Origin of the sequence: Halomarina ordinaria (assembly GCF_030553305.1) — an archaeon.
Taxonomy (GTDB): Archaea; Halobacteriota; Halobacteria; order Halobacteriales; family Haloarculaceae; genus Halomarina; species Halomarina ordinaria.
The window spans coordinates 1,949,339-1,965,213 of sequence record NZ_JARRAH010000001.1; the positions used below are offsets into that span (position 1 = coordinate 1,949,339).

Annotated in this window: 17 protein-coding genes and 1 tRNA gene; 14 read left to right on the forward strand and 4 right to left on the reverse strand. The window is 68.0% G+C overall.

Going from position 1 to position 15,875, the window contains the following annotated elements; all coding sequences use genetic code 11:
- Positions 1-68: 68 nt before the first annotated feature.
- The 10 genes from P1Y20_RS10605 (at position 69) to P1Y20_RS10650 (ending at position 9,048) form a co-directional block, all read left to right on the forward strand.
- Positions 69-389, forward strand: a complete 321-nt coding sequence (locus P1Y20_RS10605; protein WP_304448632.1) for a hypothetical protein — start codon at positions 69-71, stop codon at positions 387-389.
- A 16-nt stretch (positions 390-405) separates the two neighbouring features.
- A complete protein-coding gene (locus P1Y20_RS10610) occupies positions 406-717 on the forward strand; it encodes a WNWW family protein (protein WP_465261616.1) in 312 nt (103 codons plus the stop codon).
- Positions 718-760: 43 nt separating this feature from the next.
- Positions 761-2,038, forward strand: a complete 1,278-nt coding sequence (locus P1Y20_RS10615) for an MBL fold metallo-hydrolase (RefSeq protein ID WP_304448634.1) — start codon at positions 761-763, stop codon at positions 2,036-2,038.
- Positions 2,039-2,088: 50 nt separating this feature from the next.
- A complete protein-coding gene (locus tag P1Y20_RS10620; protein WP_304448635.1) occupies positions 2,089-2,505 on the forward strand; it encodes a universal stress protein in 417 nt (138 codons plus the stop codon).
- A 223-nt stretch (positions 2,506-2,728) separates the two neighbouring features.
- Positions 2,729-3,877: a PstS family phosphate ABC transporter substrate-binding protein gene (locus tag P1Y20_RS10625; RefSeq protein WP_304448636.1), complete on the forward strand. Its 1,149-nt coding sequence runs from the start codon at positions 2,729-2,731 to the stop codon at positions 3,875-3,877.
- 94 nt (positions 3,878-3,971) lie between these two features.
- Positions 3,972-5,075, forward strand: coding sequence for a phosphate ABC transporter permease subunit PstC (gene pstC, locus P1Y20_RS10630; RefSeq protein ID WP_304448637.1), 1,104 nt, complete (start codon positions 3,972-3,974; stop codon positions 5,073-5,075).
- Positions 5,072-6,619: a phosphate ABC transporter permease PstA gene (gene pstA / locus P1Y20_RS10635; RefSeq protein ID WP_304448638.1), complete on the forward strand. Its 1,548-nt coding sequence runs from the start codon at positions 5,072-5,074 to the stop codon at positions 6,617-6,619. Before pstC ends, pstA begins: the two co-directional genes overlap by 4 nt.
- The gene (gene pstB, locus P1Y20_RS10640; RefSeq protein WP_304448639.1) at positions 6,616-7,542 is read left to right on the forward strand and encodes a phosphate ABC transporter ATP-binding protein PstB; all 927 of its coding nucleotides are present in this window, start codon (positions 6,616-6,618) and stop codon (positions 7,540-7,542) included. Before pstA ends, pstB begins: the two co-directional genes overlap by 4 nt.
- Positions 7,543-7,577: 35 nt before the next feature.
- On the forward strand, positions 7,578-8,561 hold the full coding sequence (locus tag P1Y20_RS10645; RefSeq protein WP_304448640.1) for a phosphate signaling complex PhoU family protein: 984 nt from the start codon (positions 7,578-7,580) through the stop codon (positions 8,559-8,561).
- A gap of 58 nt (positions 8,562-8,619) precedes the next feature.
- Positions 8,620-9,048 (forward strand): hypothetical protein, encoded by a 429-nt coding sequence (locus tag P1Y20_RS10650; protein WP_304448641.1) that lies wholly within the window; start codon positions 8,620-8,622, stop codon positions 9,046-9,048.
- Positions 9,049-9,052: 4 nt separating this feature from the next.
- Here the strand turns inward: P1Y20_RS10650 and P1Y20_RS10655 are convergent, their stop codons facing one another.
- From P1Y20_RS10655 to P1Y20_RS10665, 3 genes are all read right to left on the reverse strand, one after another.
- Positions 9,053-9,349 carry a DUF6360 family protein gene (locus tag P1Y20_RS10655; RefSeq protein ID WP_304448642.1) on the reverse strand — a complete coding sequence of 99 codons (297 nt, stop codon included), beginning with the start codon at positions 9,347-9,349 and terminating at the stop codon, positions 9,053-9,055.
- A gap of 4 nt (positions 9,350-9,353) precedes the next feature.
- Positions 9,354-11,102, reverse strand: coding sequence for a nitrite/sulfite reductase (locus tag P1Y20_RS10660; RefSeq protein ID WP_304448643.1), 1,749 nt, complete (start codon positions 11,100-11,102; stop codon positions 9,354-9,356).
- An 86-nt stretch (positions 11,103-11,188) separates the two neighbouring features.
- Positions 11,189-11,506, reverse strand: a complete 318-nt coding sequence (locus P1Y20_RS10665) for a DUF8134 family protein (RefSeq protein ID WP_304448644.1) — start codon at positions 11,504-11,506, stop codon at positions 11,189-11,191.
- Between the two features lie 308 nt (positions 11,507-11,814).
- Here P1Y20_RS10665 and P1Y20_RS10670 point away from each other — a divergent pair, with 308 nt between their 5' ends.
- The 3 genes from P1Y20_RS10670 (at position 11,815) to P1Y20_RS10680 (ending at position 12,895) form a co-directional block, all read left to right on the forward strand.
- Positions 11,815-11,955 carry a DUF8595 family protein gene (locus P1Y20_RS10670; protein WP_304448645.1) on the forward strand — a complete coding sequence of 47 codons (141 nt, stop codon included), beginning with the start codon at positions 11,815-11,817 and terminating at the stop codon, positions 11,953-11,955.
- Between the two features lie 52 nt (positions 11,956-12,007).
- Positions 12,008-12,688: a DUF7119 family protein gene (locus tag P1Y20_RS10675; RefSeq protein WP_304448646.1), complete on the forward strand. Its 681-nt coding sequence runs from the start codon at positions 12,008-12,010 to the stop codon at positions 12,686-12,688.
- Positions 12,689-12,821: 133 nt separating this feature from the next.
- Positions 12,822-12,895, forward strand: a tRNA-Lys gene (locus P1Y20_RS10680).
- Between the two features lie 273 nt (positions 12,896-13,168).
- On the opposite strand, the gene P1Y20_RS10685 is transcribed toward P1Y20_RS10680, so the two are convergent.
- Positions 13,169-14,200, reverse strand: coding sequence for a DUF8231 family protein (locus tag P1Y20_RS10685; protein ID WP_304448647.1), 1,032 nt, complete (start codon positions 14,198-14,200; stop codon positions 13,169-13,171).
- Between the two features lie 324 nt (positions 14,201-14,524).
- Between P1Y20_RS10685 and P1Y20_RS10690 the strand changes: the two genes are divergently transcribed.
- Positions 14,525-15,859 carry a tyrosine-type recombinase/integrase gene (locus P1Y20_RS10690; protein ID WP_304448648.1) on the forward strand — a complete coding sequence of 445 codons (1,335 nt, stop codon included), beginning with the start codon at positions 14,525-14,527 and terminating at the stop codon, positions 15,857-15,859.
- Positions 15,860-15,875: the final 16 nt, after the last annotated feature.

Genomic DNA, 15,875 nt, shown 5'->3' on the forward strand with positions numbered 1-15,875 from the left:
TCCGGACGCCCCGTGGCTACGAGGCTAGCGGATGCTGTCCTCAGCCCGAGGACACAAGAGAGGGACGCATGACGGAGCGGACAGCGAACGACCCACCCGAGTACGACGGCGCCGCCTACACCATCGACGTCGCTCGCCGGCGGGCCGACCGGGACGAGTGGACCGACGTCGCCGACCTCGCCCACGAGTCCATCGAGCGCGTCCAGTACACCGACTACCCTCACCTCTTCGACGACCTCCACCGCCAGGCGACCGACGTCGTCCTCCGACTGAAGCGCGAGGACCCCGACCACGAGCGCGTCCGCGAACGCCTGGAGGAGATGCAGGTCACCGTCGAGGAGATGCAGGCGCTCGCGACCAGCGGCCGGTCGATGCTCCCCAGCGACTGAGACCCCCCTTTTTCGAGTGCGCGGGAGTGAAGGTCACGGTCGACCAGAGACCAGTATGGACCGCACGGCCCTGGAACGGACGCTCGACGAGCGGTTCGACGCCACACCCGGCGAGGTGCGCGCCGTCGTCCGCGCGGCCGGTGACCTCGCCGACTCGGGACGCTACGCGAGCGACGTGGGCACCCCGCTGACGGTCGCCGCCGTCGTCGAGAGCCTCCGGGACGCGCCCGACGAGCGCCTGCCGGAGCGCTGGAACTGGTGGCTCGGGTCGCTCGAACTCGCCTTCGGTGGCTACGCCGAGTTCCAGATACGGGCGGTCGAGCGGTGAGGAGACGACGGGCACAAGGGTCGCCCCCGAGTAGTCGTCGCCGATGAAGGTGCGTTTCCTCGGCGGCGCGGACGAGATCGGGCGGAGCGCCCTCCTGGTGAACGACGCGCTCCTGCTCGACTACGGGATGGCGGCGGAGAACCCGCCGCAGTACCCGGTGGGGTCGGTCGACCCCGAGGCCGTCGTGGTGAGCCACGGGCACCTCGACCACGTCGGCGCGCTGCCCGCGCTCCTCTCGGGGCGTGCCCGTCCCCCGATTCACTGGACGGCGCCGACGCGCGAACTCGCGCTGACGCTCGCGCGCGACACGCTGAAGCTCCACGGCGGCACCCTCCAGTGTCCGTTCACCCGGACGGACGTGAGCCGGCTGACCCAGGTGTCGGAACCGCACGGCTACGGCGAGCCGTTCGAGGCGGCGGGCCACGAGGTGACCCTCTACAACGCCGGGCACATCCCCGGGAGCGCGCACGTCCTCGTCGACGACGGCGAGACGCGCCTGCTCTACACTGGCGACTTCTACGTCGACGAGCAGGGGAACGACGGGAACGGGAACCACGAACGCGGGGTGGGCGGCCAGCGACTGGTCGAGGGGTCGACCGCACGCCCCGAGGCCGACGTCGTGGTCTGCGAGTCGACGTACGCCGACGTGCACCACGACCCGCGCGGGCGGGTGGAGCGGCGCTTCGCCGACTGGGTGAGAGAGACCGTCCACCAGGGTGGGACCGTCGTCGTCCCGGCGTTCGCCATCGGCCGCACGCAGGAGGTGCTGCTGGTGTGTGACGCCCACGACATCGACTGCTACGTCGACGGGATGGGCGTCGACGTCGCCCGGATGCTCACCAGTCACCCCGAGTTCGTCCGCGACGGGGAGGCGCTGCGCCGGGCCGTGGGCCGCGCACGCGTCGTCCGCGGCGGCGACGGACAGCGTGAGCGCATCGCCCGGGGCAACAACGTCGTCGTCACGACCAGCGGGATGCTCACCGGCGGGCCGGCGATGACCTACGTCCCCGCCGTCCGGGGCGACCCGACCAACGCCGTCGCGTTCACGGGCTACCAGGTCGAGGGGACGCCGGGGCGGGACCTGCTCGACCGCGGCAGCGCCGAACTCGACGGCCGAGTCGTGCCCGTCAGCGCGCGCACCGCGCTCTTCGAGTTCTCCGCGCACGCCGACCGCAGCGGGTTGGAACGGTTCCTCGACGACTACCGGGACGCCCGCGTCCTCTGTAACCACGGCGAGCGAACCGAGTGGTTCGCCGGGGAACTGCGCGAGCGGGGCTTCGACGCGAGCGCGCCGGAACTGGGCGCGACCGTCGAGCGCTGAGCGTGTGGATAGGGTGACACGTTAAGCCCCCCGGCGTCGTCGTGGGGGGCATGTACGACCGAATCTTCGTTCCAACCGACGGTAGCGACGGTGCGCTGGCGGCGGCCGAACACGCCGTCTCGCTCGCGCGAGAACAGGGGGCGACCGTCCACGCGCTGTCCGTCGTCCACCTCCGCCCCTCGCTCGAACCGAACGTCGAGGCCGTCCTCGACGCGCTGGAGGCACGCGCCGAGGCGGCGGTCGAGGCCGTCGAGGGCCTCGGTGCCGACGCCGGCGTCGAGGTGGTGAGTGCAATCGAGGACGCCGTGCCGAGCGAGGCCATCGTCGACTACGCCGAGGACCGCGACGTCGACCTCGTGGTGATGGGGAGTCACGGCCACTCGCGCCTCCACGACCTCCTGCTGGGGAGCACGACCGAGCGCGTGCTCAGGACGTGCGACCGACCCGTCCTCGTCGTCCGGGCGTGAGTCGAGGCGGAGCGCGTTCCGGGGTAACGAGAGCGAGGGGGGGGACGAATCGAGCACGCAGACCCTCTCGACCGGCCGATGCACGTCCCGGTACGTAACCAGTCCGTACTGCCTCTCGAGCTATAGCTGCCTCCGTAGTGTCGCATACCCTCTCTATCCGTAACGAGCAGTTATATATAAGAAATATGAAACTACTTACTCAGAAGGGATAATCGCTCGGGTGATGACGGACGATTCGACGGAGGTTCCGGGAGTATCGCGGCGGACGGTCATCCTCGGCGCGGGGACCGCGGGCATCACAGCACTGGCAGGTTGCGCGGGCGACAGTGGGGGTAACGGGAGCGAAGGGGACGACAACGAGAGCGGTGACGAGAGTAGTAGCGGGAACGAGTCGGAAGGCACACAGACCGACGAGGAGGGCTCCAGTGGCGAGGGGCCCCTGACGGCCGACGGTTCCTCGACGGTGTACCCCATCACGAGTCAGGCGGGGTCGCTCTGGAACGGTAACGCGCCGGCCGACGACGAGGAGTACTGGGGGCCGGGACAGTACGACATCGACACGGACAAGAACATGGCAGATTACTGGGCGGGCCTCTACGGGTTCGAACCCAGCGGTGAGTCGGGGACCCCCCCGTTCTACACGTCCATCGGACTGAACCACACCGGCGTCGGTCTCGAGAAACTCGAGAACGGTCAGGTCGACATCGGCGACGCGTCCGCGCCGGTCAGCGCCGAGTTCCCCGACCGCAGCGAGGAGGAACTCGAACCGTTCACGGACCACGTCGTGGCCATCGACGCCCAGCCCATCGTCGTCAGTAAGGAGGTATACGACGAGGGCGTCACCGAGATGACGCTCGAGGACCTCCAGGCCATCTACCGTGGCGAGATAGAGAACTGGTCGGAACTCGGCGGGCCGGACCGCGAGATTCAGGCCGTCGGCCGCGCCGAGGGCTCGGGGACGGACACCTCCTTCCGGAACAACGTTCTCGGCGACCCCGACGCGGAGATGCCCGGCACCGACGTCCGCCAGGGGCAGAACCAGCAGGTGGCGACGCTCGTCCAGGAGTCGAACAACGCCATCGCGTACATCGCGCTGGCGTTCGTCGACGAGGAGACCGTCCCCCCCATCGGTCTCGAAATCGACGGCACCACCTACACCTACGGGGAGAACCTCGGGACACTCGAGTACCCCCTCTCGCGCGCACTGCACTGCTACACGTGGGACGGCACCTCCAACAAGGAGGCGGCGTTCATCCGTATGATACTCAGCGACTACGGCCAGACGATGTTCGTCGAGCCGAACAACTACCTGCCGCTCGAGGAGGAGACCCGCCAGGAGCAACTCGACGCGCTCCCCGGGCCGACCAACTGAACGACCACCGGCGTCCCCGGGGGCACCGCGAGCGAACGACTCCTTCGGGTCGAAGGAGCTGACACAGCAAAAGGACAACCAAGATTTTCAGTACATGAGTAGCATATCGGGATTCGAACGAATCCGACGAACCACCGACGCGGGCGACGGGGCGCTGGCGACCGGCGCTATCGGTGCCCTGTGTCTCGTCGCGGCGTTCGCCGCGTTCATGCTGAACTCGACGTTCACCGTGCTACCGGTCGTCGGGTTCGTCGTCGTCGTAGGGTACGGGTGGGTCGCCCACCAGGCAGAGACGGCGCGAGCGTTGACGTTCCTCGCGACGGTCTCGACCGTCCTCGTCCTCGCGCTGATTACGGTATTCCTGGTGCTCGAAGCGATACCGGCGTTCGCGCTGATGGGCGTCGAGATGTTCTCGCTCGGCACGCCGGTACGGCTGTTCGGCGTCACGGTGCTCCCGGGCGTCGAGACCTTCTGGAGCACGTCGCAGGACGTCTACGCGCTCACGCCGATGATATGGGGGACGCTGCTGACGACGTTCCTCGCGATGCTCATCGCGGGACCGCTGGGCATCGCCGGCGCGCTATTTATCAGCGAAATCGCACCACCGGCCGTTCGTGAGGTGGTCAAACCCGGCATCGAAATCCTGGCGGGCATCCCCTCTATCGTCTACGGCTTCCTCGGCTACGTGGTCATCAACAGCTACATGATGACGAACTTCGCGTTGCCGTCGTTCGGGAGCCTGTTCGTCGTCGGCATCGTCATCGGTCTCATGTCGCTCCCGACGGTCGTCTCCGTCGCCGAGGACGCGATTTCGAGCGTCCCCTCGCCGGTCAAGGACGGCTCGCTCGCGATGGGTGCGACCGACTGGCAGACGATGAAGAGCATCACCCTCCCGGCGGCGTTCTCCGGCGTCTCCGCCGCGGTGCTGCTGGGCGTCGGACGTGCGGCGGGGGAGACGATGGCCGCGACGGTGATTCTGGGCCACACCCAGGCGCTTCCCGAGCCGCTCTACGACGTCTTCGGCAACACGGAGACGCTCACGAGCCTCATCGCGGGTCAGTACGGCAACGCGACCGGCCCGCACATGAGCGCGCTGTTCGCCGCGGGCGTCGTGCTGTTCGTCAGCGTGCTCGTCCTCAGCATCGGTTCGCAACTCATCGAGGCACGGATGCAACACCAGTTCGGAGGGAACCGATGAGCGACGCCTACGGGTCGAAACTGGTCGACGGGGAGACGACGGCACTCGAACGCGTGGCGACCGGGGTCGTCGGCCTCGGCATCGTCAGTTTCGTCCTCGGCATGACGAGTATCTTCCGCTGGACGACGGAGCAGACGGACGTCCTCGGAATCTCGCTGTTCGACGTCCTCGCGGTCGGGTTGCTCGCCATGGGCGTCACGCTCGTCGGTATCGGTGTCGCCTCGCGGGCGGGGCTCGTCGAGACACAGCCAGACCGGAACGCGGGCGTCTTCACCGCTGTCGCCTTCGGCGGCATCGGGGCGGTCGCGGCGGGTCTGGTCGTCTCGCAGACCCTCGGCGTCGGTGCCGGCGTGTCGCTCGCCGCGGCGGTCGCTGCCGGGGCGGTCGTCACCGTCGGCGTGATGCTCGTCGGCGAGGACGTCGGGTCGACCGTCCCGGTCGGCCTGCTGACCGCCGGCGTCGGCGCGCTCGTCCTGACGGGCGTCCTCGGTCCCGAGTGGAGCTGGGACCCGGATGCGTTCACCGCCACCTTCTACGGGACCATCGTGGTCCCGGCGTTGACCGTCGTCTGCGGCCTGCTCTGTTCGTGGTCGGCGGCGAAGTCGGCCGAGGGATTCGGCACGCGCGGCCGGCAGAACGGCGCGTACCTGCTCATCGGGTCGAGCGCGTTCGGTATGCTCGCCGTCCTCGCCGGGCTCATCCTGTTCATCGTCTCCCGCGGACTCGGTCCCGTGCTGGAGGGCGCCCGGCTGACGCCGACGGTGGAGTGGCCGTTCGTGACCAACGGGTTCAGCCTCTCGCCGACGGCGGTGACCGGGGTGTATCCCGCCATCGTCGGGACGTTCTGGGTCGTCTTCGGTGCGGTCGTGCTCGCGGTCCCGATCGGCATCGGTGCCGCGGTGTTCCTCTCCGAGTACGCCGAGCAGGGTCGGTTCACCGCCGTCGTTGAGGTGGCGACGAACGGGCTGTGGAGCACGCCCAGCGTCGTGTTCGGGCTGTTCGGCTACGCCTTCCTCGTCCCTCGGCTCGGCAACAACACCTCGCTGCTCGCCGGGATGCTCGTGCTCGGGTTCATGCTCCTCCCGCTGGTGGTCATCACCAGTCGGGAGGCCCTCCTCGCGGTCCCCGACGAGTACCGCGACGCGAGCGCGGCACTGGGCGTCAGTCAGTGGCAGACGATACGCAGCGTCGTCGTCCCCGCCGCGATGCCCGGTATCGCGACGGGCATCATCCTCGGCGTCGGGCGCATCGCGGGGGAGACCGCACCGATACTGCTCGTGATGACCGGCGGGCTGCGCGATAACGCGCCGAGCGTGCTCGGGTCGTTCGAGTTCACGGGGGCCCCGCCGTTCGTCGCCAACGACGCGCTCCTCCAGAGCGCACCGGCGCTCCCCTACCAGCTGTACGCGACCATCACGGCCGGCGTGAGCGGCGACGAGGCGTTCGGCTGGGGGACGGCGCTCGTGCTCCTGCTCGTCGTCCTCTCGTTCTACGCCATCGGCATCGCATCGCGCATCTACTTCCGAAGGAAACTGACACAATGACCGAGACGATAACGACAGATACGGACGAGACGACAGACACGGACCGGACGACGGAGGCGGGCCAGACGACCGTCGCCGGCGAGACCGACGAGCGAACCCGCGACTCGTGGACCGACTACGAGTTCGAGGGCGACGCGAAGCTCGCCGCAGACGACCTCGACGTCCACTACGGCTCGGACCACGCCCTGAAGGGTATCTCGATGGAGATACCCGAAGAGAGCGTGACCGCACTCATCGGTCCTTCGGGCTGCGGGAAGTCGACGTTCCTCCGGTGTCTCAACCGGATGAACGACCGAATCAGGGCGGCCTCCGTCGACGGCTCCGTCACCATCGACGGCGAGGAGATCTACCAGGACGGCGTCAACCTCGTCGAACTGCGAAAGCGCGTCGGGATGGTGTTCCAGGCGCCGAACCCGTTCCCGAAGTCGATCCGGGACAACGTAGCGTACGGGCCACGCAAGCACGGCGACATCGAGACGGGGGTGCTCTCCCGGCTGACCGGCCGCGACGACCGGGCGAAGGAAGACGAGATCGTCGAGCGCTCGCTCAGGCGGGCGGCGCTGTGGGACGAGGTGAACGACCGCCTCGACGACAACGCCATCGGGCTCTCGGGCGGGCAACAGCAGCGCCTCTGTATCGCGCGCTGTCTCGCGACCGACCCGGAGGTCATCCTGATGGACGAACCGGCGAGCGCGCTCGACCCCATCGCCACCTCGAAGATCGAGGACCTCATCGACGACCTGGCGGAGGACTACACCGTCGTCGTCGTCACGCACAACATGCAGCAGGCGGCGCGCATCTCCGACCAGACGGCCGTCTTCCTCACCGGCGGCGAACTCGTCGAGTACGGGCAGACCGATCAGGTGTTCGAGAACCCCGAGAGCCAGCGCGTCGAGGACTACATCACCGGCAAGTTCGGATGACGGGGCGCACGACGCGGGGACCGGGGGGAGCGTAGATGGAGCGACGGAAGGTCCAGCTCGCCGGCGGGTCGACCTACACCATCTCGCTGCCGAAACCCTGGGCGGACACGCACGACATCGTCGCCGGCACGCACCTGAACCTGCACCCGAAAGCGGACGGGTCGCTGCTCGTCCGCACGAACGCCGGGGAGGGAGCGGGCCGCTCGGTCGAGCGGTCGGTCGACCGGTACGAACCGGGGACACTCACCCGACTGGTCCGTGCCCACTACACCGTCGGCGTCGACGAGTTGACGCTGACGACGGCGGAGCCGACACCGGCGGCGAAGCGCCGCGCCGTCACCGACGCCACCGCCGAACTCGTCGGCTTCGAGGTGGTCCGCGAGTCCGACCGGGAGGTCGTCGTGCGTAGTCTGCTGAACGCGGACGAGGTCTCGGTCCGACAGACCGTCGTCCAGCTCCAGTCGACCGTCCTCTCGATGCAGCGTGGGGCCGTCGAGGCCGTCGCCCGGAGCGACGCCTCGCTCGCGGAGCGGACAGCGGGACGAGACCACGAGACCGACAGGCTGCTCGCCACGATAGCCCGGCAGTACCACCGGGCGGTCGACGACCCCTCGGAGGCGGCGACACTCGGTGTCGACCGTCACGAGCTTCGCAGTTACTACGAGACCGCCAAACGACTCGTACAGGTCGGCGACTGCGCGGCGTCGATGGCGACCGTCGTGGGACGCGAAGGGGAGACGACGCTCCCGGCGACACTCCTCGACGCCGCGAGGCGCGCCCGGTCGGTCGTCGCGGACGCGACGGACGTCGTGGTCAACGGCGGCGACACGGAGCAGGCGCACGCCGCGCTCTCGGCCCGCGACGACGTCCTGGCCGAACTCGACCGGGGCGACCGGGACGGGGACCCGGCCGCCGCGTACGCGGCGGGCCGGTTCTGCGAGAGCGTCCGTCAGACGGTCGAGTGCGGCGCCGCCATCGCCGAATGGGCGGTCGCCGACGACCTGCGCGCCGAGCGCTGAGGTCGTCCGGGCGTGCGTCGGGGAAACGGTTTCCCCCGCCGCCGTCGACGGTCGGGGCATGACGGACGACCTGAGCGAGACGGAACGGGAGGCGCTCCACGAACTCACTCTCGGCCTCGAACACATCTACCGGGGGTACGGCGACCTGCTGAGTTGTCATCACCGAATCGGCGGGGGGATGGACCACCTGCACGACGCCGAAGAACTGCTCCGGGAGGCCGGACACACGGAATTCGCCGACGCGCTCCGCGACGAGCACCTCCCCGCCGGTGCCATCGAGGACATGTGGACGTACGAACTCGTCGACACGTTCCGCGAGAACTTCCTCGCGGACGTGACGACGTTCGAAGAGCGCGTCCGCGAGGACCTCGCCGACGGCGAGCGCCACGTTACGGAGCGAGAACAGCAGCGACAGTGGCGCGAGCGCGCCGAGGGGTGGACGGCGAAGAGAGGGGATGGCGAGGAGGGAGGCGCGAACGCCGAGTAGTCGGTTACGCCGCGTCCTCGTTCGCCTCGGCCGCCTCGACGCGTTCGGCGTGTTCGACGAGGTCCGCGGCCAGCGTGCGCGCCTCCGCCGCCGAGAGCGTCACGCTGTCGGCGTGCGGTGGCAGGTGGTCGAGCTCGGCGTTGTCCAGTTCGAGCTGGAGCGTGACGTGGTCCGGCCGTTTCCGGGGGGAACTGACGTTCAGCGTGGCGTACGCCGACTCCTCGAAGTCGTGGCCCTCCGCCGCGGCGTCCACGAGGTCGAGGGTGGTGTAGGCGTTCACCCGCATGATGCGGTCGGCCATCGCGTCAGTCGTCGGCCGGCGTGGGCGCGCTGTCCATGGCGTCCTCCTCGGCGTAGGGGTACCACGTCATCTTCGTGTTGTGCATGTAGGGGTCCTCGTAGCTCGTCTCCTCGGGGTCGGCGAGCGACTCGAGTTCCTCCTCGTCGCGGGCGGCGATGAAGTCGCGGAAGGACTCCCCCTCGTCCCGCTCGGCCTCGTAGGTGGCGAGCAGGTTGCGGATGTACCCCGGCACCTCGTCGGCGGCGACGCGCATCTCCACCCAGTCGGCGAACTGCGGGTCGGCGCCGAGGCCGCCGCCGAGGCCGACGTCGAACGCCTCGACGGGGTCGCCGTCCTTGCGCGTCTTCATGCCGCGCAGGGAGATGTCCGCGATCTGGGGCTGGGCGCAGGAGGCGGTGCAGCCCGAGAGGTGGACGTGGAAGTCCTCGACGCCGTCGGGCACCTCGACGTTGTCGCGGAGCCAGTGGGCGTAGCGGACCATCCGGTTCTTCGTCTCGACGATGGACAGCGAGCAGAACTCCGTCCCCGTGCAGGCGAGCGACCCGCGCATGAACGGGTGTGGGTCGGGGCTGTACTCCGAGAGCAGGTCCTCCGCGAGGAAGTCCTCTAGGTCCTCCTCGGCGATGTCCGCGACGATGACGTTCTGTCGCTGGGTCAGGCCGATGAGTTCGGAGCCGTACTCCTCGGCGAGGTCGACGAGTTCGAGCGTGTCCGTCACGCCCATCCGCCCGACGAGGACGGACAGTCCGACGAAGTACTGGCCGTCGTTCTGTTCGAAGACGCCGACGTAGTCGCCGGGGGCGTCCGCGCGCCCGGCGTTGTAGTCGTACTGGTCGCGGAGGTCCTCGCCCGCGGTGGGGAGGTCGTAGTCGACGTACTCCTCCTGGAGGACGCGACGGAACTTCTCGGGGCCCCACTCGTCCATCAGGAACTTGATGCGGGCGTTGAAGCGGTTGTCACGGTCGCCGTGGTCGCGGAAGAGCGCGGAGATACCCGCCGAGACGTCGTAGGCCCCCTCGGTCGTACAGAACACGTCGATGTCCCGGGCGAGGCGCGCCTCCTTGCGGGCGAGGCCGCCGCCCACACGGACGTTGAACCCCTTCACCTCCTCGCCGTCGACCTCCTTCACCGCGGGTTCGAACGCGAGGTCGTTGATGTCGCCCTGGCCGCTGCCGCGGGTGTCGCCCGTCACCGACACCTTCCACTTGCGGGGGAGGTTCGAGTACGCGGGGTTGGCCTTGAACTCGTCGTTCAGCCCCTCGATGAGCGGCCAGACGTCGAGGTGTTCGTCGGCGTCGCGACCCGCGACGGGGCTGCCGACGATGTTGCGCCAGGAGTCACCGCACGCCTGGATGGTCGAGAGACCGACGCTCTCCAGGCGGTCGAAGATGTCCGGGATGTCCGCCAGTTCGATCCAGTGGAGCTGGATGGACTGCCGGGTGGTGTAGTCGAGCCACGCGCCCTCCCACTCGGGGTTGTCGGCGGGACCACGGGCGTAGTCGTCCGCCACCTCGGCGACCACCCGGAGCTGTTCCGGCGTGAGTCGCCCGCCGGGGACGCCGACGCGCATCATGAAGTAGCTCTCCTGGCCGTTGCGCTGGTGGTACAGCCCCCACCACTTGAAGCGCTCGAACCAGGCGTCGTGTTCGTCCTCCGGGATGGCGTCCCACCCCTCCTCCGCGAAGCGAAAGAGGTGCTCGCGGATGTCCGTCCCGTAGACCTCGTCCTTCCAGCCCTCGACCTTGCTCGGCATTTGTCTACCTCTCGGCCCCCGGCCGTATACCCGCGTGCGTCGCGTCAAGGCTCGCGGGCGCTTCGGCCCACCGGCGAGAATCTCCGCTACCTGCGAGAGCGAGGGCGGTGGACGCTCTCGGGGACTCCGCCCCGGAACGCTCCCGTCTCGGCGTCGACGCGGCCGACCCGGAGCCATCCCGTCACGTTCTGCGCGCCGCAGGCGATGCACTGGCCGGCGAGGCGCACCTCCACCTCCGGCGGGACGAGACCGACGTCGACGAACCCCTCGGCGAGTACGTCGGCGAGCGAGCAGTCACAGAAGTCGTGGTCGGCGAGGCGCCACAACTGGCCGACGCTCAGCTCCCGGCGGTCGTTGACGCTCACCCACGCGCCGTCGTCGAGCAGGTACACTGCGTTCGCCACGGTCGGTGGTTACGGGGTGCGGACACTAACCGCACCGGTGCGGGCAGGCGCCGCCGCGTGTCGCCGAATCGAGTGACGCGGTTCGACGACGAAACCCGATGCCCTCGTGCGGTTTTGCCGAGAAGTCCTGTCGTGCATAGCGGAGAGGATTGCCGCCGGGCGACAGTACGGGTCAACGTTACAGCTGAACGCGACCTTTTGAGTGTCCTGTGCCTACGGGAAATCGATGGTAAGAATGGAGTCCCCGGACGGCGCTCGACAGCACGTCTCCGCCGACGTCGCGCCGGAACTCTACGAGGAGCAAGACGATGAGTGAGCCGACATCCGTGACCGAGCCCGCAGACGACGAACCGACCGAGGACGTCGACACGAGCCACCTCGACGACATGGAAGACGGCTGTGGCTGCACCGAGGTGTGGGAGCACCTCTCCGAGCAGCGCGGCGAGTGAGTCGCGCACGACCCCGAGACGCTTTTCCTACGGGCCCCCGTCGGTTCGACCGATGAGAGATCCGGACGACCCCCCGGCCGACCGCGAGTCGCCGGTGGGACAGCCCGTCATCAGGGGCGACCCGACGCTCACCGGCGAGCGCGCCCGACGGGCCGTCCAGTTCGACCCCAGCGACCCCGAGAGCGTCACGGAGGCGGCGGAGACCGTCCGCCGCTTCGCGACCTCGAGCGCCGGCGACGACAACGTGTACGTGCTCCGCGGGGCGGCGGCCTGCGCCGCGCTCGTCCGCGGCGAGGGGTCGTACAAGGCGGCCGCCGAACGCGCCGGCGACGACGTCACCGTCTCCTTTATCCGCAAGTGGGCGCGGGTCCACGACCTGCCGCGGGCGGTCCGGCGCTACGTCGCGACCGGTCGTATCGCGCCGACGACGGCGAAACACATCGCCCGCGTCCACGGCGACGCGCGCTACCAGCTCGCGTGGGCCGTCCTCGACCACGGACTGACCGTTCGGGACGTGCGCGCCATCGCGAGTCGAATCAACGACGGCACGCCCGTCGAGGAGGCCCTCCGGGCGGCGAACGTCGACCCCGGAACGCTCACGCTCGAACTCGACACGGCGGTCTATCGCGACCTCCGACGGCGCGCGGCGCTCGACGGCCGGGAACCGGAGGACGTCGTCGCCGACGCCCTCGACGCGCTGGAACGGGAATCGCGCGACGCACGGGAGCGATAGGCGCTCGTGTCACACGTGACCTAGGTGTGCACACGGCGCCACCGCCGAGTCGAAGGGTGTCAAACGGCGTTGAGGGGTTTCTCGCCGGGACAACCGTAACGGTTTAGCGACGCGGCGCGGAAGGTCAGGGCGAGGGCTGATAGCTCAGTTAGGCAGAGCGTCTGGCTTTTAACCAGACGGCCGGGGGTTCAAATCCCTCTCAGCCCGTTTCCCCGCGAACGAATGTGAGCAGTGAAAACGCTACGGAAGGTTTGAACCGGGGAGCGCAGCGAGTGTCGACGAGCGGAGGGGCTGTCGTCAAACACCCTCTCGGCCATCTCCCTGCGACCACTGCGCGAAGAGCGGCGCGGCGACGTGTCTCACGCGCGAGTGCCGACGAGGAGAGGCGAACCGCGTTCGACACGACCCTGTTCGAACTGTTCGTGAGGAGATGGATACGAAGAGCGGAATCGGCTGTGCGCGAACCGAGTGGTGGGACGGTCAGCCGCGAACCGGCATGTACGCCATCGCGAGCAGCACGAAGGCGGCGATACCGGAGAGGATGAGGACGCCCCAGAGGCCGTTGATGCGCTCGTGGAAGTAGTCCTGACGCTCGATCTCCTGCCGGTACGCGTCGTAGTTACTGCTGAACACCACGCGCTGGTCCGACTCGCTCTGTCCGGGGAAGTTGACGACGTACGTCTCGTTCGACCCGTTGCTCGACAGGGTGACGTTCCCCCCTTCCTCGAGCGGTTGTTCGACGGTCTGGTCGGCGCGCCAGGTCACCGTCGCGCTGCTGTCCGTCACGTTCTCGACCGTCACGGTTCTGTTCTCGTACTCGAAGGAGTCGCCGGCCTCGTAGGTGCGCTGCTCGGCCGGTTCGAGGTACTCCGAGAGCGGGACGAGCTGGTTGTTCTCGAGGACGCGGACGTACTCCTGGTCGTCGACGGCGACGGTCTCGTTCGCGACCGAGGTGTCGTTCTCGAGGATGCCTTCGACGTCGCGTTCCTCGGTGAACACGAGCGTCTCGGGCGCACTGGTGTCGTTCCCCGTCGCGTTACCGGCCGTCGCGTTGCCTTCGGTGGCGTTCCCGTCCGTGGCGTTGTCAGCCGTCTCGTTCCCGTCGGTCGCGTTCTCACCGGTGGCGTTCCCGTCGGTCGCGTTACCGGCCGTGCCGTTCTCCTCGGAGACGTTCCCCCCGTCCGCGGGTGCCGTCGTCGGGTCGGGCGCGCTCCCGGTGGAGACGAGATACGTCCCGTTCTCCAGTTCGACGGTCGAACCGTCGTCGAACGTCTCGGATTGGAGCGCGTCGTCGATGGTGTAGACGAGCGTCCCGGACGGTTCGTCCCCGACGCTCACTTCGGAGAGGTTGTACTCCTGACCGCCGATAGTGAAGTTGCTGCCGGGCTCGTACGTCTGTCCCTCGTCCTCGATCTGGATGGCGGGCTCCTCCGCCATCGCGATGACGGAGTACGCACTCGTGCCCATGACGAGGAAGAAGACGAACAGGACCGCGGCCGCTCGACGTTGCATACAGGAGCGACGGAACGACTCCGTATAACGATTACTTTCCCGCGATACGCACGACGACCGACGAGCCGACGGACGATGCGGGGTACCGACGGAGCGTCGATTGCAGTCGGTGAGCGCGAGCGTGTCCACACGGTCGAGGAACGGTCGAGACGCGCATTCCAGGAGTAGGGTGCGTTCATCGCGACGTCGGGAGACGCTCCGTGAGTCGAATCAGTCGTCACCGGTCGGCACAGCTACGCGTCGCTCGTCGAGGGACGATTCGAAGGAAGCCAAGGGCCGGCTTCTAGCCCTAGCCTTACAATCCGATACATAAACCATAGGAGTATGACCGATGCCGACCCCCGCGCTGAGGTCGACGGAATCCGTCAGCGACTCCGTGGTAACGCCGAGAAAGACTCGCAGGTGCCGTTCGCTGCCGACCGCGAACACCTCCTGAAGATGTCCGACAACATCCGTCTCGTTCCCTCGGAGATTGGCGATCACCGTCACCTCAAAATCCTCCGGCACGTTCGACGGATGGCGATTCTCACGCCGTGGCCGACCGTCGAGGACTTCGTCGACAACGACGAGGCCGACGCCGCTGGCGTCACGACCGATGAAGACGTCAAGGCACTCCTCGACCAACACGGTCTGCTTGGCCTCGCCCTGCAGTATCGGGCGGCCGCCGAAACTATCGTCCGCTGGATTAACGATGAGTACGCCAACGAACACACGAACCAGGACTACCGGACAGCACTGCGGTCGTTCGGACGCTACCGACTGAAGCAATCTGAACCACCCGACAGCCTCGCCTGGATTCCGACCGGGACGAGCAATGATTTCAATCCTGTTCCCTCGGAACGCGACATCCTCCAGTGGCAGTACGACGTCGTCCCGATGATAGAGGCGGCGCACAATACACGGGACAAAGCGCTGTTCGCGGTCCAGTTCGAGGCTGGGTGTCGAAGCGGCGAACTGTACGACCTCCGTGTCGGCGACGTGTTCGACGCTGAACACTCCGTGGGGGTTCACGTCGACGGAAAACGAGGTGAGCGCACCGTCCACCTCATCATGGCTGTCCCGTACCTCCAACGGTGGCTGAACGAACACCCCGGTGACGACAGCGATTATCTCTGGTCGAAGCTCACCTCCTCCGACCGTCCCTCGTACAACACCTGGCTCAACTACTTCAAGGGCGCCGGTGAGCGTGCCGGTGTCACGAAGGATGTCACGCCGACAGACTTCCGGAAGGCCAATACGCGCTGGCTCGTCCTCCTCGGCATGAGTCAGGCCCGAATCGAAGACCGACAGGGCCGCCAACGAGGGAGCGAACACACACGCCGGTACATGGCTCGATTCGGTGACGAGTCGAACGAACGCCAGTACGCCATGCTCCACGGGGAAGACGTCGAAACCGATGAACCGGAGGAGTACGGGCCGGTCACCTGCCCCCGGTGCCAGCAAGAGACGCCCCGACACGGTTCGCGGTGTATGTACTGTGGGTTCGCTCTCTCGCACGACGCGGTCGAAAACACCGAGCAGCGGCAGCAAGCCGCCCTCCGAACGATGGGGCAGTTGGTCGGCGAGGAGGGCGTCGACCCCGACGCGGCGGCCGACGTCCTCGACGCGCTGATCGACCAGCGAGTGCAGGCTGTGCTTGACGGGACCGACGGCGAGTGAGCAGGAAGCTGCAGCA